Origin of the sequence: Psychrobacter sp. NPDC078631 (assembly GCF_050268165.1) — a bacterium.
Taxonomy (GTDB): Bacteria; Pseudomonadota; Gammaproteobacteria; order Pseudomonadales; family Moraxellaceae; genus Psychrobacter.
This window is the reverse complement of record NZ_JBNNGG010000002.1, coordinates 518,645-542,699: the sequence shown is the minus strand read 5'-3', so window position 1 is coordinate 542,699 and position 24,055 is coordinate 518,645. Positions and strand designations below refer to the sequence as shown.

23 protein-coding genes are annotated in these 24,055 nt (G+C 42.7%); 8 read left to right on the top strand and 15 right to left on the bottom strand.

All coding sequences use genetic code 11. From position 1 onward, the window contains the following. Nucleotides 1-8: 8 nt before the first annotated feature. Nucleotides 9-1,058 carry an NAD(P)H-dependent flavin oxidoreductase gene (locus ACQKCP_RS08380; RefSeq protein WP_427611980.1) on the bottom strand — a complete coding sequence of 350 codons (1,050 nt, stop codon included), beginning with the start codon at nt 1,056-1,058 and terminating at the stop codon, nt 9-11. Nucleotides 1,059-1,274: 216 nt separating this feature from the next. Here ACQKCP_RS08380 and ACQKCP_RS08375 point away from each other — a divergent pair, with 216 nt between their 5' ends. Beyond that, on the top strand, nt 1,275-2,183 hold the full coding sequence (locus ACQKCP_RS08375) for an abortive infection family protein (protein ID WP_427611979.1): 909 nt from the start codon (nt 1,275-1,277) through the stop codon (nt 2,181-2,183). A gap of 115 nt (nt 2,184-2,298) precedes the next feature. On the opposite strand, the gene ACQKCP_RS08370 is transcribed toward ACQKCP_RS08375, so the two are convergent. From ACQKCP_RS08370 to ACQKCP_RS08355, 4 genes are all read right to left on the bottom strand, one after another. Beyond that, nucleotides 2,299-2,676 carry a DsrE family protein gene (locus tag ACQKCP_RS08370; protein WP_427611978.1) on the bottom strand — a complete coding sequence of 126 codons (378 nt, stop codon included), beginning with the start codon at nt 2,674-2,676 and terminating at the stop codon, nt 2,299-2,301. A gap of 177 nt (nt 2,677-2,853) precedes the next feature. Further along, the gene (locus ACQKCP_RS08365) at nt 2,854-3,405 is read right to left on the bottom strand and encodes an acyl-CoA thioesterase (RefSeq protein ID WP_201572178.1); all 552 of its coding nucleotides are present in this window, start codon (nt 3,403-3,405) and stop codon (nt 2,854-2,856) included. Nucleotides 3,406-3,464: 59 nt separating this feature from the next. Further along, complete coding sequence (locus ACQKCP_RS08360; RefSeq protein ID WP_427611977.1) at nt 3,465-4,562, bottom strand: YheT family hydrolase; 1,098 nt, start codon at nt 4,560-4,562, stop codon at nt 3,465-3,467. A 202-nt stretch (nt 4,563-4,764) separates the two neighbouring features. Continuing rightward, entirely contained in the window at nt 4,765-5,367 is a 603-nt protein-coding gene (locus ACQKCP_RS08355; RefSeq protein ID WP_427611976.1) for a YigZ family protein, read from the bottom strand. A gap of 197 nt (nt 5,368-5,564) precedes the next feature. Between ACQKCP_RS08355 and ACQKCP_RS08350 the strand changes: the two genes are divergently transcribed. Continuing rightward, a complete protein-coding gene (locus ACQKCP_RS08350; RefSeq protein ID WP_057757631.1) occupies nt 5,565-6,269 on the top strand; it encodes a pseudouridine synthase in 705 nt (234 codons plus the stop codon). Between the two features lie 393 nt (nt 6,270-6,662). Then, nucleotides 6,663-7,727, top strand: a complete 1,065-nt coding sequence (locus ACQKCP_RS08345; protein ID WP_427611975.1) for a disulfide isomerase DsbC N-terminal domain-containing protein — start codon at nt 6,663-6,665, stop codon at nt 7,725-7,727. Between the two features lie 154 nt (nt 7,728-7,881). Here the strand turns inward: ACQKCP_RS08345 and ACQKCP_RS08340 are convergent, their stop codons facing one another. After that, the gene (locus ACQKCP_RS08340; RefSeq protein WP_427611974.1) at nt 7,882-8,532 is read right to left on the bottom strand and encodes a DUF2939 domain-containing protein; all 651 of its coding nucleotides are present in this window, start codon (nt 8,530-8,532) and stop codon (nt 7,882-7,884) included. Between the two features lie 43 nt (nt 8,533-8,575). Here ACQKCP_RS08340 and ACQKCP_RS08335 point away from each other — a divergent pair, with 43 nt between their 5' ends. From ACQKCP_RS08335 to ACQKCP_RS08320, 4 genes are all read left to right on the top strand, one after another. Continuing rightward, a complete protein-coding gene (locus ACQKCP_RS08335) occupies nt 8,576-8,704 on the top strand; it encodes a hypothetical protein (RefSeq protein WP_265089150.1) in 129 nt (42 codons plus the stop codon). A gap of 251 nt (nt 8,705-8,955) precedes the next feature. Continuing rightward, nucleotides 8,956-10,092 (top strand): molecular chaperone DnaJ, encoded by a 1,137-nt coding sequence (gene dnaJ, locus ACQKCP_RS08330; RefSeq protein ID WP_057757637.1) that lies wholly within the window; start codon nt 8,956-8,958, stop codon nt 10,090-10,092. A 173-nt stretch (nt 10,093-10,265) separates the two neighbouring features. After that, nucleotides 10,266-11,096 carry a 4-hydroxy-tetrahydrodipicolinate reductase gene (dapB, locus tag ACQKCP_RS08325; RefSeq protein WP_427611973.1) on the top strand — a complete coding sequence of 277 codons (831 nt, stop codon included), beginning with the start codon at nt 10,266-10,268 and terminating at the stop codon, nt 11,094-11,096. A 77-nt stretch (nt 11,097-11,173) separates the two neighbouring features. After that, a complete protein-coding gene (locus ACQKCP_RS08320; RefSeq protein WP_427611972.1) occupies nt 11,174-12,100 on the top strand; it encodes a hypothetical protein in 927 nt (308 codons plus the stop codon). A gap of 86 nt (nt 12,101-12,186) precedes the next feature. Here the strand turns inward: ACQKCP_RS08320 and ACQKCP_RS08315 are convergent, their stop codons facing one another. The 8 genes from ACQKCP_RS08315 to erpA all read right to left on the bottom strand — a co-directional run bounded on the left by ACQKCP_RS08315 (nt 12,187) and on the right by erpA (nt 20,660). After that, nucleotides 12,187-13,362, bottom strand: coding sequence for a type III PLP-dependent enzyme (locus ACQKCP_RS08315; RefSeq protein ID WP_427612039.1), 1,176 nt, complete (start codon nt 13,360-13,362; stop codon nt 12,187-12,189). Nucleotides 13,363-13,508: 146 nt separating this feature from the next. Next, nucleotides 13,509-14,063: a peptide deformylase gene (def, locus tag ACQKCP_RS08310; protein WP_057757649.1), complete on the bottom strand. Its 555-nt coding sequence runs from the start codon at nt 14,061-14,063 to the stop codon at nt 13,509-13,511. 233 nt (nt 14,064-14,296) lie between these two features. Beyond that, complete coding sequence (locus ACQKCP_RS08305) at nt 14,297-14,551, bottom strand: GlsB/YeaQ/YmgE family stress response membrane protein (RefSeq protein WP_057757652.1); 255 nt, start codon at nt 14,549-14,551, stop codon at nt 14,297-14,299. A gap of 358 nt (nt 14,552-14,909) precedes the next feature. Continuing rightward, on the bottom strand, nt 14,910-16,391 hold the full coding sequence (gene mpl / locus ACQKCP_RS08300) for a UDP-N-acetylmuramate:L-alanyl-gamma-D-glutamyl-meso-diaminopimelate ligase (RefSeq protein WP_427611971.1): 1,482 nt from the start codon (nt 16,389-16,391) through the stop codon (nt 14,910-14,912). Nucleotides 16,392-16,652: 261 nt separating this feature from the next. Next, on the bottom strand, nt 16,653-17,297 hold the full coding sequence (locus tag ACQKCP_RS08295) for a copper resistance protein NlpE N-terminal domain-containing protein (RefSeq protein WP_427611970.1): 645 nt from the start codon (nt 17,295-17,297) through the stop codon (nt 16,653-16,655). A 436-nt stretch (nt 17,298-17,733) separates the two neighbouring features. Next, complete coding sequence (locus ACQKCP_RS08290; protein WP_057757661.1) at nt 17,734-18,246, bottom strand: disulfide bond formation protein B; 513 nt, start codon at nt 18,244-18,246, stop codon at nt 17,734-17,736. 105 nt (nt 18,247-18,351) lie between these two features. Then, nucleotides 18,352-19,926: a glutamate--cysteine ligase gene (gene gshA / locus ACQKCP_RS08285; protein ID WP_427611969.1), complete on the bottom strand. Its 1,575-nt coding sequence runs from the start codon at nt 19,924-19,926 to the stop codon at nt 18,352-18,354. Nucleotides 19,927-20,279: 353 nt separating this feature from the next. After that, nucleotides 20,280-20,660, bottom strand: a complete 381-nt coding sequence (gene erpA, locus ACQKCP_RS08280; RefSeq protein ID WP_057757666.1) for an iron-sulfur cluster insertion protein ErpA — start codon at nt 20,658-20,660, stop codon at nt 20,280-20,282. Nucleotides 20,661-21,321: 661 nt separating this feature from the next. Between erpA and ACQKCP_RS08275 the strand changes: the two genes are divergently transcribed. Next, complete coding sequence (locus ACQKCP_RS08275; RefSeq protein ID WP_427611968.1) at nt 21,322-23,343, top strand: ATP-binding cassette domain-containing protein; 2,022 nt, start codon at nt 21,322-21,324, stop codon at nt 23,341-23,343. Nucleotides 23,344-23,415: 72 nt separating this feature from the next. On the opposite strand, the gene ACQKCP_RS08270 is transcribed toward ACQKCP_RS08275, so the two are convergent. After that, nucleotides 23,416-23,778 (bottom strand): septal ring lytic transglycosylase RlpA family protein, encoded by a 363-nt coding sequence (locus ACQKCP_RS08270; protein ID WP_057757673.1) that lies wholly within the window; start codon nt 23,776-23,778, stop codon nt 23,416-23,418. Between the last annotated feature and the right edge of the window lie 277 nt (nt 23,779-24,055).

The window sequence follows — 24,055 nt, the reverse complement described above, 5'->3', positions numbered from 1 at the left end:
AAAAATATTTAAGCCTCTAACGTTTTCACCAGTCGCTCAAGCAGTTCAAGCGTGCTTTCTTGTTTGACCAAAGTTACCCCTTGTCCTGCCCATAAGGATTGATGTTCTGCATCCATATTCTGGGACGCATTAGCTCGCATAGATTTGGACATGGCATTTAATTGTGGGTAGGGCGGTAGCTCATCAGCGCTTTCAAATTGAGCAAAATCACGTAGATAATCGTTTAATAAACCACGAGCGAGCTTACCTGAAAACAATCGAGTTAAGCGCGTTTCTGAGCTACGTCTATTGTGACTGGCATTGAGTAAGGCTTGTTTATAAGTATCATTGATACCGCATTGGTCAGTGGTCAAAAATGCCGTCCCCATTTGTGTAAGCTCAGCACCTGCCGCTTGTATTGCTTTGATATCTTGTCCTGTCATAATGCCACCCGCTGCAATCAAAGGAATATTAGCACAGGCGCGCGTTTGGCCAATCAGCGTCAATAATCCCAATGGATCGCTTTCACTTTGCGGTAACCAACCACCGCGATGTCCACCCGCTTCGACCCCCTGTACACATACCGCATCTGCGCCAATTTCGCTCCATGCTTTCGCTTCTAGTGGATGATTGGCAGTGCCGATGACGCGCGTGCCGAGACTTTGCAGACGCTGAACTTGCTCTGCACTAATAATGCCAAAGGTAAAACTGGCAACAGGAACGGGATTGTCATAGAGCACTTTTAGCTGCTCTGCGAAGCTCTGCGCTGGGCGTTCAGGTAGTGTAAATTCAATATTATTGTCTTGATAGTATTGACTTAGCCAAGCGGGAATTTCGGTATCAAAGGTCGTAGATTCTTGCTCAGACAATACCATGAGATTGATCATAAACGGACGGTCGGTGAGCGATTTAATGGTATCAATTTGGCTGGTCAAAACATTTGGCGCAGTCATACCAGATCCTAGTGAACCCAGTCCGCCAAAGTTACTTACCATCGCTGCTAGTTCAGGTGTGGTTGCTCCTGCCATTGGGGCTTGGATGATAGGGTAGGTTAAGTTTAGAGTATCAAGTAAGGTCATGACGGGTAGCCTTTTATTAAGGTGTTTGCATGACTTACTTTAACAGAGCTGGGCGAACAGTACGTGAGATAGTGTTTATTTAGTTGCTGAATAGGGTGGTGGGTTTTGGCTACGAAGTTGTAGTTAAGATAGTTGGCTATAAAACTGTAGTTAAAGCTTATTAATACATATACTTGAGATTACTAAATATCTAGCCAAAGAAAGTTGAAACAAATCATGAATAATATCTCTCAAATTACTCGACGCAACATATTTGATATCTTAAAAATAGAAGATATTTGGTGGGCAGGAACGCTATACGAAACGGAGTTTTTGTCTAGAATTTATGATTTAGAAAATATGCCTTCGACAGATCCTAGGTACAAAAATGCCTTAGGTGATATATGGCAACATAGAATTAATAATTATGACTGGGAAGATGATTGGATATTCAGTGATGCAAGGTTTAACTTATCAAATTGTGATGATGTTACTCTTTTGAACTTTCTCTGTCTGATGATACATCCAGTGGTAAGAACTGATCAAAAGGAAGTTGAAAGAATGATTAAGGTATTTAATGATAATTTGTATCATGACGAATTTGAGATTGTTGAAACAACCAATATATCTGGTAGACCAGTTTTTAGTGGAAAAATGAAGTTTACAGGAAAATCATCGATCGAAAAAAAAGGTAATGAGATCAAAATTATTTTTAACGCTGATTATGTCTCTCAACAGATTAACTTAATGGAATCATCAATTGAAACTTCTCCCTATCAGGCTATAGGAGTAGCGAAAGAGTTAATGGAAACTGCCTGTAAATCGATATTTACAAGTAGGCAGGAAGAATATAATAAAAACTGGGATTTATCTAAGTTAATGAGAGAAACCACCAAACTTTTTAAACTTACGCCTGATGATATATCTAACGAGGCAAAAGCAGCGAAGTCAATAAGACAGATTTTAGGTAGTTTATCCGCTGTAGTTCAAGGAATTGCAGAGGTTAGAAATGAATATGGTAGTGGTCATGGTAAAGATAGCCAGTTTAAAGGCTTGCAACCTAGACATGCTAAACTGGCAGTCGGAGCTGCTTCCACTTTAGCAATATATTTGCTGGAAACACATGAAATGAGAAAAGATAATTAAAATTTATCTTTTTAAGAAAGTTTGCTCACCTAAAAGGTAAAAAATAGGTCAGCTTTCAAGCCATCCAACGATGACTGAGAAAGCTGACCCATTCTTATAATTCTACTTTTTACTATTAATTCAACTGCAATGACCCTTTCGCATTCATCAGTAGCTCAACCACATCATCACCGCTAATCACTTCAAAGCGCTTATCGATATCTGATTCTTCTACACCGTTGTGTTTCATACAAGCGCCGCAGACCAATACCTGACCACCTTTTTCAATAAAGGCTTCTAGTAACTCACCAGCTGGCTCAAACGGATCGCCAATATCTACATTGTCTAGCGCGTTTGGTTTTGCCAAATGTACGGCATCTACCATTAATATCATAGTAGCAGAGTGGCCTTTTTTCAGTGCCACGCCTGCCATAGTAAACGCTAAAGTAATTTTGCTTGGGTTTGATTCGCTATTATCAAATAGCGTGCCGACATAATCTGTTGTATTAGCCATATTATTCTCCTTATAAGACTATATTTGTTTTGTCTGAGTATGTACTCACTACTATCCTAACATTTATTATATGTATTTATATAATGAGTTGTTATGAAATAGTAGCTATAAGGTTGCTTGCTTGTACTATCTGTTAGATAAGATAAAAGTAATGGATTACTATTTTATCAAGTCTAGTTAGTCAGCTGTATCGACAGGTGGCCACGGACGATCAGCATCACTTTTGATCCACTCAGCCACGTAACCTGTTGGCGGTAGATCCCAGTCAGATTGACCAAGTGCAGCCAATACTTGTGCCGTGTCGATCACTCTGCCACCTTTGGTTACACCGGTACGCAGTAGACCAGATGAGCAGGGCTGCCCTTTGACCCACATTGATTGCTCAATATACAGCCAGCGCGCGTCGATACCGACGATTTTGGTCTTGAGTGTGACTTTTTGAAAGGCGCGAATACGCTTACGGTATTGAATAGTGCTGCCAGCGATGACCAAGCCCCAGCGTTGTTTTAACAACTGCTTGCCAAGCCCAGTCCGTACCGCAAAGTCCATACGACCCAAATCATAAAGCGTAAATACGCGGCCGTTATTCATCTCCAAAAAATTATCTATATCGGATAAGCGGCAGCGAAACTGAATCTCACTGGTGTCCTTGAGCGCCAAAGTATCGCCCTTTTTTGCTTTTAGGGCAGCATGAGCGATGGTGCTAGCATAACGGATAAATGGGTACATAAAACACTCTCAAAAGGTTATAAACGTTGGCGTTATTATTTTGTCATTGGTGACAGTGATTATTTATTGTCAGAGACCACGTCCTGAGAAGGTTCGCTAGTAGAAGCCACACCAATCCAATTAAAATAAGCGCTGACAGTTTCCGGTATCCAGTTAATATCGAACTTTGAAGTCTTGGACTCTTTATCATTACTGACAGACGATTTGCTTTTGGAATAACCGTTGTCTGAGCGATAACGTAAATAACCAATGTGCCCACCGTGGTCAGTATCTAAGATAGTGACACTCTCAGAGACATCATTTGGGGTAGCAGTAAAGCCAATAAAAGGGTCGTCTTTTGCACTGATTAATAGCAGAGGGTGAGTGACGTTGCGCAAATACGGCATGGCGGATGCAGTATGGTAATAGTCGTTTTTGGAGCGATATCCGTGACGCGGCGCGGTAAAGATGTCATCGAAATCACTGATACGATTGGCAGCTTTGATAGAGTTGATTTCATCTTGCGTAAGATCGTTTGCCAATGCTTTTTTGATAATTGGGTTAAGCAGATAAGGCGTATAGATACGATGACTCAAAAAGCTGTGCATAGTAATGGCAGCTGAAGACATATCGACTGGCGCGGAGATAACAACGGCACCTTTACATAGGACTTTGTCCTCATATTCGCCCATGTATTTGGCCAGTGCATTGCCTCCTAATGAGACACCAACGGCATAGATATTGGCATACTGCTCACGCAAATTCTGTAGCGCATGATGCACCTCGTCAGTGTCGCCTGCATTATAAAATACTGTGCCACTAGCAGGAATACCACCGCAACTACGGAAATGTGCCACCACAAAATGCCAGCCTTGCGCGTGCATTTGGTACGCTAGTGCGCGAGCGTAATGACTGTCACTACTGCCTTCCATGCCGTGGAATAAGACAATCAATGGGGTTTGCTCAAGCTCGCCATTTTTTGACACTTCTACAGGATGCGCATCATAAAAGTCATAGGCAATATCACTCTCGTCCAATGAGTCTTTTTCGACCACGCGGCGGTAGGTCGGTGCCTTTGGCGCAAAAAACTTAGGTAAGATGCTTTGCAAGTGTGGATTGGTCAGCCAAAATGGTGGCTTAAAAGGGGCTGGAGAAAAAGGTTTGGTTGAAGTTGGCATATATTGGTCTTATTTAATGATCGTGGAAAAACAAATAGAGTAGTGTAATAAGGGTTTTTTTATCATAACGCCAGTACTTGTGAAAACCAATAATTTTCAGTGAACGCATGATTACTGAAAAGTAGTTACTGAAAAATCTAACAAATAAATATATTGAAAAGAGAGCTGTCCAAAATTTGCGACGAGAGTAGTTAGTTAGATTTTAGTCTTCTGGCTTATCTAATACCCGCCCGTCCATCGCAAGTCGCTCTTTTAAATTTTCGACATCTGCTTCAGCAAGTGTGGCGGTTAAGGTTACTTGCTTGCTATAGGCGACATCGTCGATATGACCGCCAAGGCTCTCTATCATATAGCGGCATTGCGCTTCGGTCGCAAATTCTGCCAGTATTTTAATCTGGGTCATCGGTACATAAGGGTTTAATACCATCTCGTCGACGGCCGCTTGAGCAGAGCCTGCATAAGCGCGTGTAAGGCCGCCAGCACCCAATTTGATACCACCGAAGTAACGCACCACGATGACAATTACGTTGCCGATCGACTTATGTTGCAATACATTTAATATTGGCCTGCCTGCCGTACCGCTAGGCTCGCCATCATCATCGAAACCAGCACTAGTGGTATTGTCTGGATCACCGATGATGTATGCCCAGCAGAAATGCCGGGCATCGGGATATTGCTCGCGTAGCTGTTCCACGTGAAACATTGATTGCTCGCGAGAGGTTACCGGATAGGCATAAGCAATAAACTCGGATTTTTTAATTTCGAGTCGCGTGGTAACGGCACGTTTTAATGTTTGATAGCTCATATTTCATCAGGCTTAGGTTGGATATGTTAAACTGGTCTGACTTTCACTGGCTGTTGTATTGAGCACAGTGTTCATTTAATTTTTCATTATAGTACCATTTCTAACCATCGAAGATAACGAGCTGCTCACGGCTGAGTGCTGGCGTCGTTAGTTTCTGATTTAGGGCTGGTATAATAAAACCGATGGTAGTAAATAGTATGCGTTTAGATAAATTCATTAGTAAAGCCACCGAGCTGTCGCGTAAAGAGTCAAAGAAGATCATGCACGCCGGCGAAATCACTGTAAATGATCAAGTGGTTAAAGATCCTGGCCTACATGTTGATGTCGTCAATGATGATGTGATGTGGGCAGGTGAGCCATTGTCGGTTGCTGCGGGCAATCGCTATATCTTGTTATATAAGCCTGAAGGCTTCGAGTGCACGCTAAAAGTTAAAGAGTATCCAATCGTCACTGAGCTGATTGCTGTACCAGAATTGGGCAGCTTGCGTATCGCTGGGCGTCTCGATGTCGATACCACTGGCGCATTGCTCATGAGTGATGATGGTGGCTGGCTACATCGTGTCACCAGTCCTAAGCACGAGCATGCAAAGGTGTATGAGCTGACTTTGGCAGATGCAATGGATAGTGATGCACAAGAAAAAGCCGTGAAGAAAGTGGCTGAAGGCATCTTGCTTGAAGGTGATTATGAGCCAACCAAGCCTGCTGTTCTTGAGTTCATTGATGAAAAACATGCACGCCTAACATTAGAGCAGGGCAAATACCATCAGGTCAAACGTATGATGGGTTACTTCGGTAATCGAGTAACTGAGCTGCACCGCGCCAGTATCGGTCATATAAATCTAGAAGGCCTAGAAAAAGGCGACAGCCGTTTCTTAACGCCAGAGGAAGTTGCTAAGTTTTAATAAATAAGCACTAGAATTATTAAGTCTTTGCATTGATACTCGTATTAAAATTATCGTTTTAAACCCGTTAGCAGCCGCTACCCAGTGTGCTGCTTTTTGCGGTCTGCTATATTGTATTTATGTCTATTATCTAGCTGTGTTGCCTATCTCTTAAAGCCAAGTAGCAGTTTTGCGACTTTAGCCATTTTGTGCTTTGCAAAACTATCCCATATGCTACAGTCTTTTTTATCTATATTTTTATGACAGACAACCCTTAAACCAATTCCAAAAATCTGACTAATCAGAAAATGTATTGCTACCTTTCAGTTAGTAATAGCTTTGGAATTGGGCTTAATATTGAAAACTGCCATTATTAAAAACTGCCATTATTAAAAATCAGATAGGAATCTCTCTGTGACATTACCTGTATTAAAGTCCGCTAGCCTAATCAGCGTCATACTATTGGCAACCACTGCTTGTGCTCAGCCAAGTTCAGCGGATGCCAACAGTAATAACGTAACGCAAAGCACTACAAATTCGCAAGCAACTCAGACAGTGAGTGCGACTGTCGATAAGCGCTTGCGCCAAGTACTGACCCAAGCAGGCATCAAAACACAGATTACTTCTATTGTGCCATCCAAACTGCCCAATATGTATCAAGTGAATTTGGCCGGCCAGTTGCCGCTGCACATCACCGAAGATGGTCGCTACGTCATACAAGGTGAGCTACAGAAAAACCCAAGCAATAGGGTAGTGACCAAAACGCCAGTACGTAGCACGAGTTCGCAGGTAGGCGAACCTGTCAGTGCCTCAGTCAAATCAAATATGCTAGCAAATATGGCTGCGCTTAAGAACATGAGCGCGAAAACACCATTCTTTTATACCGCAGTACCGGGTGTCATCTGGGGTGCAACGCTAGAAGGCGTGCCGTTTTTACTATCGGACGATGCGCAGTACATTACCGATGGTGAAATATCAGTCATCGAAAACGGTCAATTTATCGGCCTTGATGAGAACTTTGAAAAACGTAAAAACCAGTCTGTGTTTGCGTCATTGGACAAAAGCCAGCTGATTACTTATCCAGCGACCACTGCTGAAAGAGCCGTTATCTATGTGGCAGATGATGTGAACTGCCCTTACTGCCGCCGACTACATCAGCAAGTGCCATCACTCAATGCAAAAGGCGTGACGGTCAATGTCATCGGCTATCCGATATATGAGGCGTCACCGAAGCAGATGCGTGGTATCTGGTGCCAAGCGAATGAGGACAGTCGTCGTCAGGCATTTGATAAGGCGATGCTGACAGGTGAAATGACACCTGCATCAGCAAGTTGTACGGTTGACCATGTGACACCTAATCGTGAAAAAGCAGCTGGACTTGCGGTAATGGCGACGCCTGCCATCTATCGTGAAGATGGCGTGCTATATCAGGCGAGTTTTGAGAGTCCAGAATTTCTAGAATTCTTGGGTGTTGAATAATCGATTGGTATGGTTAAGTGTTTCAATAGTTCAAAAAATTAATATATTTGACTGCTAGTCAAAGTAAAAAGACCGCCTTATGAATCAGTTCATAAGGCGGTCTTTTTGGGTTCTATTCAGACATTTTTGCATCTCAAAAGCTGTCTTAAATAATCTATGGTAAGACGATATCAACGATTTTCCAATCGATAAGCCCTTCACGCTGCATCTCGATAGTGAGAGGATATCCTTTTACCTGACCACTGATACTAAAGCAATTGATACCGCAGTAGCTAAGCGTTGGCTTTTCGCTGTCATTGCCTTGGGCGACTTGCTGCTCAAGTTCGGCCGCTTGTTTTTTCATGACTTGCTGCATTTGGCTTTTGACCACGGCATCGACATCACCGCGCTGAATGATTAAGCTCTGAATTAGGTTTTTCAAGTCAACTTGATCGCTAGCGATGGCCCATGCTGCAGCTAGCTCTTTGGTTGCTGTATTGGCTTGACCTTGGGTATTAATCACCTTTTCGATATTCTGCGGTGTGATGGCACCTTCAACTGCCCGCGCGATAAAACCATTCGCGGCTTCGGTCAACGGCTCACCGCCCAGTTCAGAAATTAGTGGGTACTTAGTCATTGTCGTCGCAAATTGGCTAGTTAGCTGATTTTGGACGCTTGGTCGCACTTGCTCATAATCAATAGCCGCTGCGATAGTGGCACCGTCTTTATCGTCATAAGCGTTTTTGAGCTGATAAGCGCTGTAATAAGGCGAGCCTGCATACACTGCTACCGCAATGATGATTAATAGAATAACCAGCTTTTTCATAAGACTTGATACCTTGTCGCAATCGTCATCACTATGAGTATAAATGACCGTAGATGTGGCGGTAAATATTAGCACGACTGGGCACCGCTCAGGTACGAAAAGCTTTGCAGTAACCTTAATGAATCGTTTGGCTTTTGCCGCAGCAATGCCAACTGCTAATTTCATCATTTAAGAGCTTGATAAATCAGCAGACCATCTCCATAAATAGCGCAAACTTTTTATAATTGATTTGGCTAAGCAGCCTTCACCGTATTTGTTGGTTAAGTCTAAGCATTATGGTTCTATAGCATGGTGAGTTTTTATGTTTCATGTGAAACGTTATACATATCCGATAGCTAAGAACCATGAATAAGATTAAGACAATTATCAATTGAGCTAATGATTTGACGAACCGGTGTGGCTGTAAAGACGATAGGAGAGAGCATGAGTAAGCGCGATTTTTATGAAATATTAGGTGTCAGCAAGACCGCTGACAGCAAAGAAATTAAGCGAGCCTACCGTAAGCTTGCCATGAAATACCATCCAGATCGCAACTCTGATGATCCTGATTCGGAAGACAAATTCAAAGAAGCTTCAATGGCTTATGAAGTATTGAGCGACGAAGAGAAACGTTCGGCCTACGACCGTATGGGCCATGCAGCCTTTGAAAACGGCATGGGTGGCGGCGGCTTCGGCGGCGCAGGTGGCGGCAACTTCCAAGATATCTTCGGCGATATCTTTGGTAACTTCGGTGATATCTTCGGTCAGCAACGTGGCGGCGGCGGTGGGCGTTCGCGTCGCGGCTCTGACTTACGTTATGTGATTGAGCTGACATTAGAAGAAGCTGTACGTGGCTGCAAAAAAGAAATCAGTTTCACGGCTCCTGCGCCTTGTGATACCTGTGATGGTAAAGGGGCGAAAAATGCATCTGATGTGGTCACCTGTCAGACTTGTCATGGCCAAGGTCAAGTACGTATGCAGCAAGGTTTCTTTGCGGTACAGCAAGCTTGTCCTCATTGCGGCGGTACTGGTAAGCAGATCAAAAACCCTTGTTCGGACTGTCATGGCAATGGCGTAAAAGACAAATCACGCACCTTAGAAGTCTCTATCCCTGCAGGCGTCGATGATGGTGATCGCGTTCGTCTAGCAGGCGAAGGCGAAGCGGGCGGCGCTGGCGTACAAAACGGCGATCTATATGTCGAAGTACGTGTCAAACAGCACAATGTCTTTACCCGTCAAGGCGCTGACCTATATATGGATGTACCCGTCAGCATTACTGATGCAGCATTGGGTAAAGAAGTTGAAATCCCAACTCTAGATGGCAAAGTAAAAATCAAAGTGGCAGAAGGTACGCAAAGCGGTAAGTTACTGCGTGTACGTGGCAAAGGTGTAACGCCAGTCCGTACTACCATGAAAGGTGATTTGATTTGCCGTGTGGTTATCGAAACACCAGTGAATCTGACTCGTGAGCAAAAAGACTTGCTACGCCAATTCCAAGACACGCTGGATGACGACAGCAAGCACCAACAGTCGCCACATAAGAAGTCATTCTTCAAAAAAATCGGCGATTTATTCGATTAAGAAATAATCTAGCTAAGTAGCTAGTATTAAACTAAGCCCAAAGGTTTCATGTGAAACCTTTGGGCTTTTTATTGATGGTATAAAAAGCCATTCATGTGATGATATTTGCTAAACTTACAATAAATGATAGTCAAAAATAGTTTCACTAAATATAAAACATCTAAGGTAAAAGTATGAGCGAACAAGCAAATAATAAATCTATCAACGTTGGGGTAATCGGTGCAGGCGGCCGTATGGGTCGTATGCTTATCGAGGCAGTACAGAATAACCCGCAAACTACATTAAAAGCAGCGATTGAGCGTCAAGGCTCTAGCCTAGTCGGTGCTGATGCAGGCGAAGTTGCTGCTATCGGTCATTTAAATGTACAAATCGTTGACGACTTAGCCGCTGTGATTGATGATATCGATGTGCTGATTGATTTTAGCTTGCCTGATGCCACTGAAAAAAACATGCAAGTTTGTGCTGAGCATAATGTTGCTATGGTCATCGGTACGACAGGATTCAATGAACAGCAAGAACAAGTACTGGCAAAAGCAAGTGAGCAAATCACTATCGTATATGCGGGTAACTATTCGACAGGCGTTAATTTATCATTGAAGCTGCTCGGGATGGCTGCCAAAGCGTTTGGTAATGACGCTGATGTAGAAATCATCGAAGCCCATCATAAACACAAAATCGATGCACCTTCTGGTACCGCATATATGATGGCCGAAGCAGTCGCAGAAGCGCGCGGACAAAACCTAAAAGACGTCGCTATCTATGGCCGCGAAGGACAAACTGGCGAGCGCGAATCTGGCACAATTGGTATTCACGCGATACGTGGTGGCGAAATCGTAGGCGACCATACTGTTATGTTTATCGCAGATGGTGAAGTGGTCGAGATTACCCATCGTGCGCGTGCCCGCATGACATTTGCCGCTGGTGCCGTACGTGCCGCAACTTGGGTTGTTGAGCAAGAAGTAGGACAGTACAACATGCAAGACGTGCTTGGATTAAGTGACTAATAACTACTTATGGTTGACGGTCAAGTTTAGCGTCATAACTGGTGGCTCGATGACTTAATAGCAGCAAGGGAGCAGGTATGAATAGTATCAAACGTTATATTAGTCATAGACTGATTAGTGCTGTTTGTACCATTAACCTTGCAAGCCTATCAGCCTTTGCACTGAGTCTAGCGGTCCTACCAATTACCGTACAAGCTAGCACTTCTCAAACCTATGTTATCCATACCTATGGCGGGGCTAGCCTACTACCTGCAGTAAGGCAGCTATTAAGTAGTAGCGCAGACGGTGGCACGGTGACTACGTATCAAGATAAATTGGTACTGCGAACGACGGCACGCAATTATCAGGCGGTACAGCAATTGTTGTCTCAGATTGACCGTCAGCCACAGGCATTGACGGTCGCTGTACGTGTTGGCAATAGTAGTAGCGAGCAAGGTAATATTCAGCAGGGTCAGGTCATTATCACCAATCGCGGTATCCAAGGTGCAGGGGTTATTAGTCAGCGTAGCAGCCTGCAGCAGAGTAGTAATCTATATCAAGTACAAACATTATCTGGCAGTGCGGCGAGTATCAGCACAGGTACGCTCTACTCACTGACTCAAACCTATAATGCTAATAACTATTCAACTTATCATCGTTCAGCTAACGATAATTTCAAACCACAGATCGTGATTCAGCAGCAAATACTACTGCCAACGACACAAGGGGTTGCCGTCACACCAAGACTGTTGCCCAATGGACAGGTGGAAGTACAACTCTCCCAAGTAGAAGAAAGGTTAGTGCAGCCAAATTCACCTTATAACCGAATGAGTTCTACTGACAATTCTACTGGCAGTGCTAGCAATGCTATTCGAGGTCAAAGATTGAACAGTACGATTATCGTGCCACGTGGACAGTGGGTGACGATTGGACAGATTTCACAAAACTCAACCAGTAGCACCAGCAACGGTAGCCGAACTACTAATAACAATAATAGCTTGCCTATTTCTTTGCGAGTTGACTAGTTGAACAATCAAGTCGTTAAGCACAAAAAAGCGCGACACGAGTATTAGCAACCGTGCCGCGCTTTTTTGTGGAATAGTATTAAGTATTAGTCAATATAAACCACTTCTAATGGTGGGAAACCATTGAACTCTACCGATGAGTAGGAGTTGGTATAAGCACCAGTAGTGAGCCAGTAGATTTTGTCACCAATCTCAAGCTCTTCTGGTAGTTGATAGCCTGCTTCTTCATACATAATATCAGTTGAATCACAGGTTGGGCCTGCCAATACTACTGTACCTTCACTGGTAGACGTTTCCATCTTAGGCGTATAGACAGGGTACTTGATAGCTTCACCTAGCGTCTCGATTAAGCCTTGGAATAGACCAACGTCGGTATATACCCAACGAGTTAAATCAGTATCAGACTTACGAGAGATCAGTACCACGTCACTGACCAACACGCCTGAACCACCAACCAACGAACGACCCGGCTCCAAAATAATTTCTGGCATTTCGTCATCATTATAGTCATCAGTCAGATAGCTGGTAATTTCTTCCGCATAGACTTTAATAGGGTTGACTTCGCTAATGTAATTGGTCGGGAAGCCACCACCCAAATTGATCATTTGTAGCTTGATACCTTCTTCGTTCTTCATCCAGTCAAACATATATTTAACTTTGGATAATGCATCATCCCATGCAGCAACGTCTTTTTGCTGGCTACCGACGTGAAACGAGATACCATAAGGAACCAAGCCCAACTCGCGTGCTTGAACCAGTAGGTCGATGGCCATATTAGGATGGCAACCAAACTTACGTGATAATGGCCATTCTGCTGTCTCTGATCCTTGCACCAAGATACGAACAAATATTTTAGAGCCTGGAGCGTGTTTGGCAATATTTTTTAGATCTGCTTCTGAGTCAGTCGCATATAGATCGATGCCCTTCTCAAAAGCATATTTAACATGCTCAGCTTTTTTGATGGTGTTGCCATACGAGATACGAGATGGATCAACGCCGCAACCAAGCACGCGATCAAGCTCATAAATAGAGGCACAGTCAAAGTTTGAACCAAGGTTTGCTAGTAAATCGATTACTTCCACCGCAGGGCTAGCTTTCATTGCATAATGAAGTTTTGCATTAGGAAACAGGCTTACCATTTCATGGTATTTGGTTTCGATACGACTAAGGTCAACTACTAAGAAAGGCGTCTCGCGACCTTCAGCAGCCTTGGTAAATTTCTGCCAGCTGGCAGGTTCAAAATATTGGTCAATTTTGATCATTGTCATAGTAGTAAACCTTTTGTGGAAACTGTATCGGTTAGAAAAATTATCGCCAAACAGTGAATGCTAAATACTAACACTCACTGTGACGTAACTATGTGAAGGATAAAGACGGAATAAAAAAGATAAGAATAAAGAGTAGGGCTTTAAGAATTGACGGCTTGTGTCTGTTTTTCTGCTGATTGTGCTTCTTGCTTTTCGCGTATTTTAAGAACTTTGCGAACTTTATCACGAGCACGAGTCTGTTTAAGACGAGACAAGTAGTCAACGAAGATTACGCCATTTAGGTGATCCATTTCATGCTGAATACAAACAGCAAGCAGTCCTTCGACTACCTCGTCGATGACCTCACCGTTACCGTCTAACGCTTCGATACGGACCTTATTAGGACGTTCGACTTTGTCATAGACATCAGGTACAGATAAGCAGCCTTCTTCATACGGTTGCTTTTCTTCTACCAGTGGCGTGACTTTTGGATTGATAAAAACTCTAGGAGAGCTTTTGTCTTCAGACAAATCCATGACGATAAGCTGAATATGATGATCCACTTGACTGGCTGCAAGCCCGATGCCTTGAGCATCATACATCGTCTCGATCATGTCTGCGATTAAGGTTTTGATTTCAGCAGTCACTTCCTTGACAGGCTTGGCGATAGTACGCAAGCGAGGATCTGGGTAACTTAAGATAGGGAGTAGTGCCATAACGCTCACCTCAATGATAAGGACAAAATAGGGTTGATATTATAAGATAAATGGGGACAAAAGTAATGCTTATCAATACTTTCGCAGTCATATGATGCTATATGTAGATAGAAAGACTGGATTTTGATGATAAATGGCATAAAAAAGCCCTGCTTAACGCAAGGCTTTGTTTATATAGTATTTTAATTAGCTAGTAATCATTTATGACTAAACTATGCATGGCTTATTACCAATTATGCACGGCGTTTGTTTACAATCATTTCATATAGGAACAATAAGATAATTGCACCAATTACTGAGAATATAAGACCAGTAAAACCACCATCAGCGTTAATACCGATTAGACCAGCTAGGAAACCACCTAGCATTGCACCAACGATACCCAATACGATAGTCATAATCCAACCCATAGGGTCGTTACCTGGTTTGATAGCACGTGCTAATAAACCTGCGACTAAACCTACAATAATCATCCAAATAAAGCTCATATTATTCTCCTAATATTATTAATATTTATAATGTGTTACAAGTTTTGATAAATCTATTGTAAACACTCCCTGGACGCAAAAGTAAGCATAAAATGTTACTACTGTAGGGGCTATGTGAGGAAAAAGTCCGATTTGCTATCGAGTAAGGGCAATAAGTAAACGAAAGGTTACAAAGGTAGCAGTGGTGCTAACAACGTTTATCAACGTGGTACCTGTAGTACCGAATTCATATAATGAAGACATATAAATATTAGAAGTAAAAAACGCAGCCATCTATTAGATGAGCTGCGTTTGTATAGAGGAGAATAAGAAGATCTATTTCTTTATAAAAGCTGCCTCTTTATCTTAATTATAAGCGTTAGCCGTTATGCAATGCGGTTAATAAACGCTGATGAATCCCTTCAAAACCGCCATTTGACATGACCACAATCGCATCACCTGCTTTTGCATGACTGCTGATATGCTCAATAATAGCGTCAATGCTTGATAACACTTGTTGGTTGCCGATAGAGTCGCTAGTAGCCTTAGCTTGTTCGATGACCTCTTTTAAGCCCCATTCCAAACCAGTAGGCTCGTACCATAATGTATAGTCAGCAAGTGCCGCTGATTGAGCCAAGCTGTCTTGATGAATACCCATTTTCATGGTGTTGCTACGCGGCTCAATGATAGCCCAAATACGTCTATCAGCCAGCTTCTTTTTGGCACCATCCAATGTGGTTGTAATAGCTGTTGGATGATGGGCAAAATCATCAAAGACTAAGATGTCATTGACGTCGCCAATCAGCTCCATCCGGCGCTTGATACCAGCGAAATCTGATAAAGCAGCACAAGCAGTCTCAACACTGATACCAACATCATAGGCAGCAGCCACAGCAACTAACGCGTTATTGACGTTATGGATACCGCTCATTGACCAGTTTACGACAGCAGTTGCCTTTTTATCAGTGGCAAAACTGACTTTAAACTTACTACCATCTTCTTGGATCAGCTCAGCCTGCCAGTCGCTACTATCTTTTAGAGCACGCGCGTTTTCGCTGGCATCATCTAAAGTAGAGTCGATGACGGCAGTACGCCAGATAGGTGTCCAAACCCCTTTTGCTAGCGTATCTTCTAAACTGATGGTCGCGGCTGGCATAATGATTTTGCCAGTGCTTGGAATCATACGCACCATATGGTGAAACTGAGTTTGTATTGCATTGAGATCTGCAAAAATATCTGCATGATCAAACTCAAGGTTATTCAAAATAGCAGTACGCGGACGATAGTGAACGAACTTTGAGCGCTTATCAAAAAACGCAGAGTCATACTCATCTGCTTCAATCACAAAGTAACTAGATTTATCATCATCGCTTTTATCAGCACCCAAATAGCTGCTGTGCGCAAACACTTGTTGTAAGTGCTCGTCAGTCGTATCAACTAATGGCACACCGCCAATCAAAAACCCTGCATCGATACCAGCATAATGTAATATCCACGCAAGCATCGTCGTAGTTGTGGTCTTGCCATGTGTTCCTGCAACGGCGATTACGTGACGTGACTGCAATACTTGCTCAGATAAGAACTGCGGACCTGAGGTATAGCGCAAGCCATTATCTAGCATATACTCAATCACATCCATGCCACGTTTCATCGCGTTCCCAACGACAACTAAGTCTGGCGTTGGTTGCAAATGTTCTACCAGATAGCCTTCTTCGATAGTCACGCCAGCATTTTCGAGTTGAGTGGACATAGGAGGATAGACATTGGCATCTGAACCTGTGACCGTATGCCCAAGCGCACGTGCTAGCAATGCCAGTGAGCCCATAAAAGTACCACAAATACCAAGGATATGAATATGCATAGACGTTCCGTACGCGCTTGAATGAAAAGAATAGAGAGCTGATAAAATAAAGTATGAGGTGCCTAGCTGTTATCAGTAAAAATAACCACCTTGATAAACAATGACCAATACATCAGCTTAGCAAACAAGCAATCATTGTAAAGTAAACCCTGTTCGATGACCAATAAAAAACGCCTAACAAGTAGGCGCTATGTAGCTAATGTAATTTGGTCATTTTAGTATGTAGCGATACGCCAACTAATAGTTAGCATGATGACGCTTTTATTTGCGAGATAACGTATAGTCATCCTCTAAATTATCGTGCTCATCGATCCGTATCAAATGATTGTCTTGGATATGATAGGTTTCGATATTTTTCCCTTCATAGACAATGGTGATTTTGTCATTGTCTTGTCGGTAGATACCCGATTCGAGTAGAGGTGTTTTTGGTTTTTCAGGATTATGATAATAACTTGCTTTTAGTACGGAACCATCGGCGAATAAGTTCAATGTGACGTCGATACTGTCGCAATCTGTACAAGAGACCATACCGCCATAATCACCCATCAATGTTGCTTGCAGCATACTACTTTTCGCTTCTGATCGCTCCAGAGAGCTGTCTGCATAGGTATCTTTATTTGACTGAGCAGCAGCAATCAGCGATTGCCCTTCAACCATCTCGCCTGTCTCATCATCACTCGCTAGCTCAGCATTTTTAGCATTGTCATCTTGCAATGATTGTGAAGCCTCCTGCGATTCAGAACCAGTCGCCGCGAACGTAGATACCATGTCTTTATCTGTATTGGACGAGGCACTATCACAGCCTACGAGTAGCACGCATAGTGACGCTACCAGTAACGAAGGACGCCACTGTTTTACGATAGCAAGCGTAGTAGAGCGAACGGGAGCAAAATATATCATGGTCATACCAAAAACAGTTTTTAACAAGTATTTTTCAAGCTCATCTATACTATCGACAACGTAAAGCCATTGTCAAAGATAAGGATAATAAGGCATGGGCTCGTAGTAATAATATAAATTAAGAACTTGATAGCATTATCTTATATTCAAAATACAGATAGCTTATGAGTAGAAAGCGACAAATATCCAATGCTTATCTGTTTATAAGGTAAGCTGACTAAAGATATCAAAGGCTTGAAAATATCTCTGTGGGCTTTTTGTTGTTGCCCATATATCTAAAAGGCATAAGTTGACATTAGCGATACCTGTTGGTAACGCTAATATGGTTTGTAAGGGCGGGTTAATAGTAGACAAAAAAACAGACATTGTATCGAAGATAGCAATGTCTGTTTTAAAAGCAGCAGTAGGAAAGAAACCTAACGTCTTATTAATTCATAAGATACTAATTGGCAGATTTTACGATACGCATTAATATCAAGACATGTACGATCAGCAGCACACTAAATAGAATCAACGACTGCTCAGGGATACTTAATCCCATAAGCGTCCAATCAACAGAGGCACATTCGCCAGATCCTGCAAATACTTCTTTGAATACTTGTAGGATAGGGAGGGTATCAAGCCAATAGTTCAGTCCTGGACCACAAGAAGGTACTTGGTCAGCAGGCAAGTGTTGCAGCCATACATGGCGTGCTGCTACTGCGGTTGCCCAACCAATACCAACTAGACTACCAAGCCATAATAGTAGTCTTATTACTTTAGATTTAGGATTAAACAACGCTGATATGAGGGCAAATCCGCCCATAACGATTAGACCAACACGCTGAAAAATACAGAGTGGGCAAGGTGAAAGCCCTAGATGACGCTGTAAATAAAACAGCGCAAAGCTCATGCCTATGATGGCCATTATCACCAAAAATACTTGTAGGTTACGGTAAGTGGTTAGCTGTCGCATTGTGCGGTTACTCTTATGGGTTTATCTATAATAGATGTGGGGTAGCAATCAAGATTAAGCAGTCAAAATTTCACAGTCAGGACTTAGCAATTAATAACTAGTAACTTAGCGATATTGCTGTAAAAATTCCGCAAAGTCTTCTGTTTCAGACTGCTCAATCTCAGCTTGCTGCAAGATAGATTTTTCTGCCAACACTTCGTATTTAGCTTGAGTATTTGGACTAAGTGTCTGCTGTAATAAAGACTCGCGATGCTGCTGAGCCAACGTAAATCCAAGCTGCCATAAGCTGCCTAAGCGTTTGCTATCGGAATTTACTTGTGCAGAGATAGTCGACTCAGAGTGTCCTGCTTTGCCTTGCATCAATGCTACAGCCGCGCGGTAATCGTTACCACCATAGTGAGCATCAAGCAATGCAGCAAGCGGCTGCATACGCTCTAGATGCGTGAGCATCCAGCTTTCAAGTGACTGCTCTTGACCATTATTGATAATATGCAAGTCATCACGGCGACCTTCATTGACCACACGCTCAAGATTGATAGCGAGCGTGTCTTCTTCTTCAGGTAGCAAGTCTGGTGAGTCGCTGAACAGACAATACAGCGCCATCACTTCCAAGAAGCAAGCGCTAGATAGGCGAATACCAACGTCACTGTATGGGTCAAGATCGATAGCACGGAACTCGACATAGGCGATACCACGACGCTCAAGCGCTTCGGTTGGTGTTTCACCGCTCATCGCAATTTGTTTAGGACGAATAGGGCTGTAGTACTCGTTTTCTATTTGTAGAATATGATTGTTGATTTGGATCGGATTGCCAGCTTCGTCTTCTAAGCCAAGCTTAGTAAAGCTCTCGTGCGGCGTTTGAATGGCACGGCGCAGACCATCGACATACTCTGGCAGATAGTTATAACGGATATCAAGCTGCTCTTGCACGCTATTGGTATAGCCAAGCTTACCCATACGTAGGCTAGTCGCAGCAGGTTTGTAATAAGTCGAATCATTAAGCAATTCTAAATCGTGCTCACGCCCTGCCAAGAAACAAGGACATACGCTTGGACTGGCACCTAGCAAATATAAAACAAGGCTAGTTAGACGTTTAAAGTTACGAATCAACCCTAAGTATTTTTCGTTTTTGAACTCTGTCAATGTTTGGCTTTGGGCAGTCGATGTTTGGGCTTGCCACGTCTCAAACAACGTATCACCAAAAGACAAGTTGTAATGCAGACCAGCAATCGTCTGCATACGGCGACCATAGCGAATGCCAAGGCCACTACGATATAGGGTTTTTAGCTTACCCGTATTAGAGCTACCATAATCAGCTAGTGGGATATCTTCATCTTTAGAAGACAACATGCATGGCATCGATAATGGCCACATCAGCTCACCTTCAGGTATACCCTGATAGACCAATACGTGCAATTGGCGCAGCATATTGAGAGTCTCTTTTGGTGAGGACTTTGGTTCAGTGATGAGCTCAAGCAAGCTTTCTGAGTAATCGGTAGTAATAAAAGGATGGGTAAGTTTTGACCCAAGTTTGGTTGGATGCGGGGTCTGTGCCAAGAAACCATCAGGCTTTACGCGCAGGCCCTCTTTTTCAATACCGCGGAGCATACCCGTTAAGTGTTGGCTGTCAAACCAATTAGGGATTTCGAAATTAACAAAGCTACTCGCAAAATTACTCATAATAGTCATCTATTGTTATTTATTATGGCGGATCAAAACACGATAAGCGTTTGTCCATAAAATAGGTAAATGTTAGGTCAATAATTCCGTCAGTTTAGCTCAAAGCTGTCTTGAAAACCACGGACAATTACAAATACGATAAGCTTTAGGCAACGCGATTTGTGAGGATTTTGACCCTGTTTTTAATACAAATTCATCTCGAATATAGCGTTATTCTGGCCAGACATTTTGATAAAAAAAGCATCTACCTGAGAGATAGATGCTTTGTTCATTATGCCTACAAGCCATTTGACATAGTATTGGCACACTACCGCATTATCTTAATAACCATAGCGCGACCGCGTCTATTTAGCTTATATAGAGAATGACGAACCGCAGCCGCAAGTGGTCGTGGCATTTGGATTGGTCACCACAAAACGTGCCCCTTCCAGTCCTTCGGTGTAGTCAACGGTAGAGCCTTGCAAGTATTGATAGCTTAGCGAATCGACGACTAACGTCACATCACCATTATCAAAATTGGCATCGTCTTCATTTAGATCGTTGGCAAAGTTAAACCCGTAAGAGAAACCAGAACAACCGCCACCCGTCACATAGACACGTAACATAAGATCGCTATCGCCTTCTTCTTCGCGTAGACGGCGTACTTTTTGCGCCGCACTATCAGTTAGGCTTAATACGGTTGGGTCTACTGGCTGGCTTGAGCTTGGGCTAAATTGGTTGGCTGATTCGTTCATATCTACCTCAGTTGCTAGGATCAAATGCGGTCGTCGTCCTGTTTGGGTTTGCAATAGGGTACTTGCAAATAAAGATACGCACGGCGTTTGATTTAATTGGGTGCTGTCATTATGGCAAAGCTATTGGTGCATTATAAGCTGTTTGTACAATTTCAAAATAGTATTTGTGCTACTACAACGTTTTATTGGCTCTATTGATAGTGGGCATTTATCTTTTAGCAGTATATCATAATGGGGGTGCTGATTCGTTTGTCAAGAGTGATGCAACTACTGAATTTTACTAATGAATAGCAGTGTTCCATTTTTGATATTGTATTTTTTAAAATAACTGCGTCAAGAGGCTAAACCAATAACCAGACTAAAAAATAATAGCGTGTGACTATATAAAACACTACTTAATAATATTAGGCAGTCTTAAAGCTTATTAGTCATATTACGGTATTTTACGGCCATAACCTTTATAATAGTAACCACCATGTATGAGCTCAAGAGTCGCTTATGCAACGTAAGGTATTTAGCATAATAAATACTTAGTTTTGAAATAGTTATTTAATTGTTTGCCTATGGGGCAAGCGTTTGAAATAATAGCCGCCAGTTGGCATACCCTATGTGTGTTTCTTATTGCCCTATATCTATATTATTGTTGAGATGAAGAAATTATATGATCGAATTTAAAGACGTTGGTGTTCGCCGTGATGGTCGTGAATTGTTTGCAGGTGCAAGCTTTCAGCTCCATCCAGGTCACAAAGTTGGACTGACAGGCAACAACGGCACAGGCAAATCTACCTTATTTGCGCTATTACTGACGCAGATGGGTACAGGCGATACAGAGGTCACCCTTGATAAAGGTGAAGTCAGTATTCCTGATAGCTGGCATGTGGCGCACATGGCACAGGAAGTTGGTGCTACGACGCAGTCTGCAATCGATTATGTATTGAGCGGTGATGAGCAGTGGTATGAAATTAATGCTGCGCTAAATGATTTGAGCAGTGTCAGTGATGAGCAAATTGGTGTGTTGCACCAGCAGTTCGATGAAATCGACGGATATCGTACGCCGACCAAAGCGGCACAAATTATGGCAGGTCTTGGTTTTAAAACTAGCCAGCATGAGCTGCCAGTAGAAGGGTTTTCTGGTGGTTGGCGTATGCGCTTAAACCTCGCCAAAACCTTGATGAGCCGTGCTGACTTGATGTTACTCGATGAGCCAACCAACCATTTGGACTTGGACGCTATCTTGTGGCTTGAAACATGGATCAATGCCTATATGGGTTTGGTCATTGTGATTTCGCATGACCAAGCGTTTTTGGACGCGACAGTCGGTCATATCCTGCATGTAGAGCAACAAAAAATCACCCTTTATACTGGTAACTATCAGCAGTTTATTCGTACTCGTCACGAGCGTATGGCGCAGCAGCAGCAAGCGTTTGAAAAGCAAGAAGCGACTAAGGCGCATTTAGATGACTTTATTCGTCGTTTCCGTGCTAAAGCCAGTAAAGCTAAGCAAGCACAGAGCCGTATTAAGCAGTTAGAGCGCATGGCAGAGCTATCACCAATGATGGCTGACAATCCTTTCTCGTTCCAGTTCTACGAGCCTGCAAACATGAGCTCACCGCTGATTGAGCTGACCAACGCAGATATTGGCTATGGTGAGACACCGCTTCTACACAATGCCAATGTACAGGTTACCCCTGATACCCGTCTTGGCTTATTAGGTATGAACGGCGCTGGTAAATCAACATTGATTAAAGCATTAGTCGGTGAGCTTGGCGTACTAACAGGGAAATATCGTGTTTCGGATACTCTAAAGCTAGGCTATTTCAATCAGCATCAAATGGATATCCTAGATGCCAAAGCAACGCCTATAGAGATGCTACGTCGCCTAGCAGGTAAAACCTCTGATGCGATGTTACGTTCATTCTTGGGTAGCTTTGACTTCCGCGGTGAGCGCATTGATACACCAAGCGAGCTATTCTCAGGGGGTGAGCGCGCGCGTCTGACTTTGGCATTGATTGTTTGGCAACGTCCAAATGTCCTTGTACTCGATGAGCCAACCAACCATTTAGACTTACAAATGCGTCAAGCATTGACGATTGCATTACAAGGTTTCAAAGGTGCAGTGGTACTGGTATCGCATGATCGAGAATTAATTGCTAATGTTTGTGATGAGCTGTATCTGGTACACGATGGCATTATCGAAGAGTTCGATGGCGACATTGGTGACTATGGTAAGTGGCTAGCAGAGAAGCGCAAACAAGAAAACGCATCAGATAAAAATACTGGTAAGAAAAAAAGCAAAAAAGAGAGTAAGAAGTTTGTTTCACGTGAAACAGATAATAGCCAAGCAAATAATAAGGCGTCTGATAACTCATCAAACAGTAAAGCTGCGACGCCTGCACTTAGTAAAGAAGAACAGCGTAAGCTAGCCGCTGAACAACGTAAAATGACAGCACCTATCCGCCGTGAGATAGAGGAAACAGAAAAGACATTGGCTAAGATTGATAAGCAGCTCGTGACGCTTGAAGAAAAACTGGCTGATACAGATCTGTATGAAGAGAGCCGTAAGTCTGACTTGCTTGTATTGCTCAATGAGCAAACAGCGCTACAGCAGCAGCATAGTGATAATGAAGAGAAGTTACTACTGTCAATGACGACTTTAGAAGAGATGGAAGCTAAGTTCGCATAAAGCGTTCTAGATAGTTAGTTATATAAGCAGACATAAAAAAGGGATGGCATAAGCCATCCCTTTTTTATTACATTATTCCTTACGATATTTGCCATCGCCGTACGACAGTATTTCCATCGTGGTCGTACAAAGCTGACAGTTTATTTCACCAGCAGCGGCTTTTGATAAATCAAGGATACGACCTCTAATAAAAGGTCCTCTGTCCGTGATTTTTACAACGACGCTCTGCTTTGTCTTTTGATTGGTTACTTGTACCTTCGTGCCGAACGGTAACGTGCGATGTGCAGCGGTTAGAGAGTTCATGTTGAAGATACTACCACTCGCTGTGCGCTTGCCATGAAACTTACTACCATAATAACTGGTATTGGCAGCGAAAACTGTGGTGCTAAGTAGTAGCGATAAAGTGACAACCAAAGACTTGATTAAATAAGACATTTAATACCTTTAAGCAATTAATAAAATAGACAGATGCTCTTGCCTACGTTATCTATACTCCCTATGAGTATGAATAATAGGGGATTCTACAAGAGCTAGCTTGTCATATTATTACTGCCGTGTAAAAAACTCATGAGGTCAAATACCTGTTTTTTAAGGAAAAATAGCTATTTTTTAGCAAAAATAATGATGATGTAGGTACTAAAATTAGACTTATAAAGAGTGATTCTCATAAAGAAGCCGACAAAATACTGGAAAGCCAACAACACAATATAAA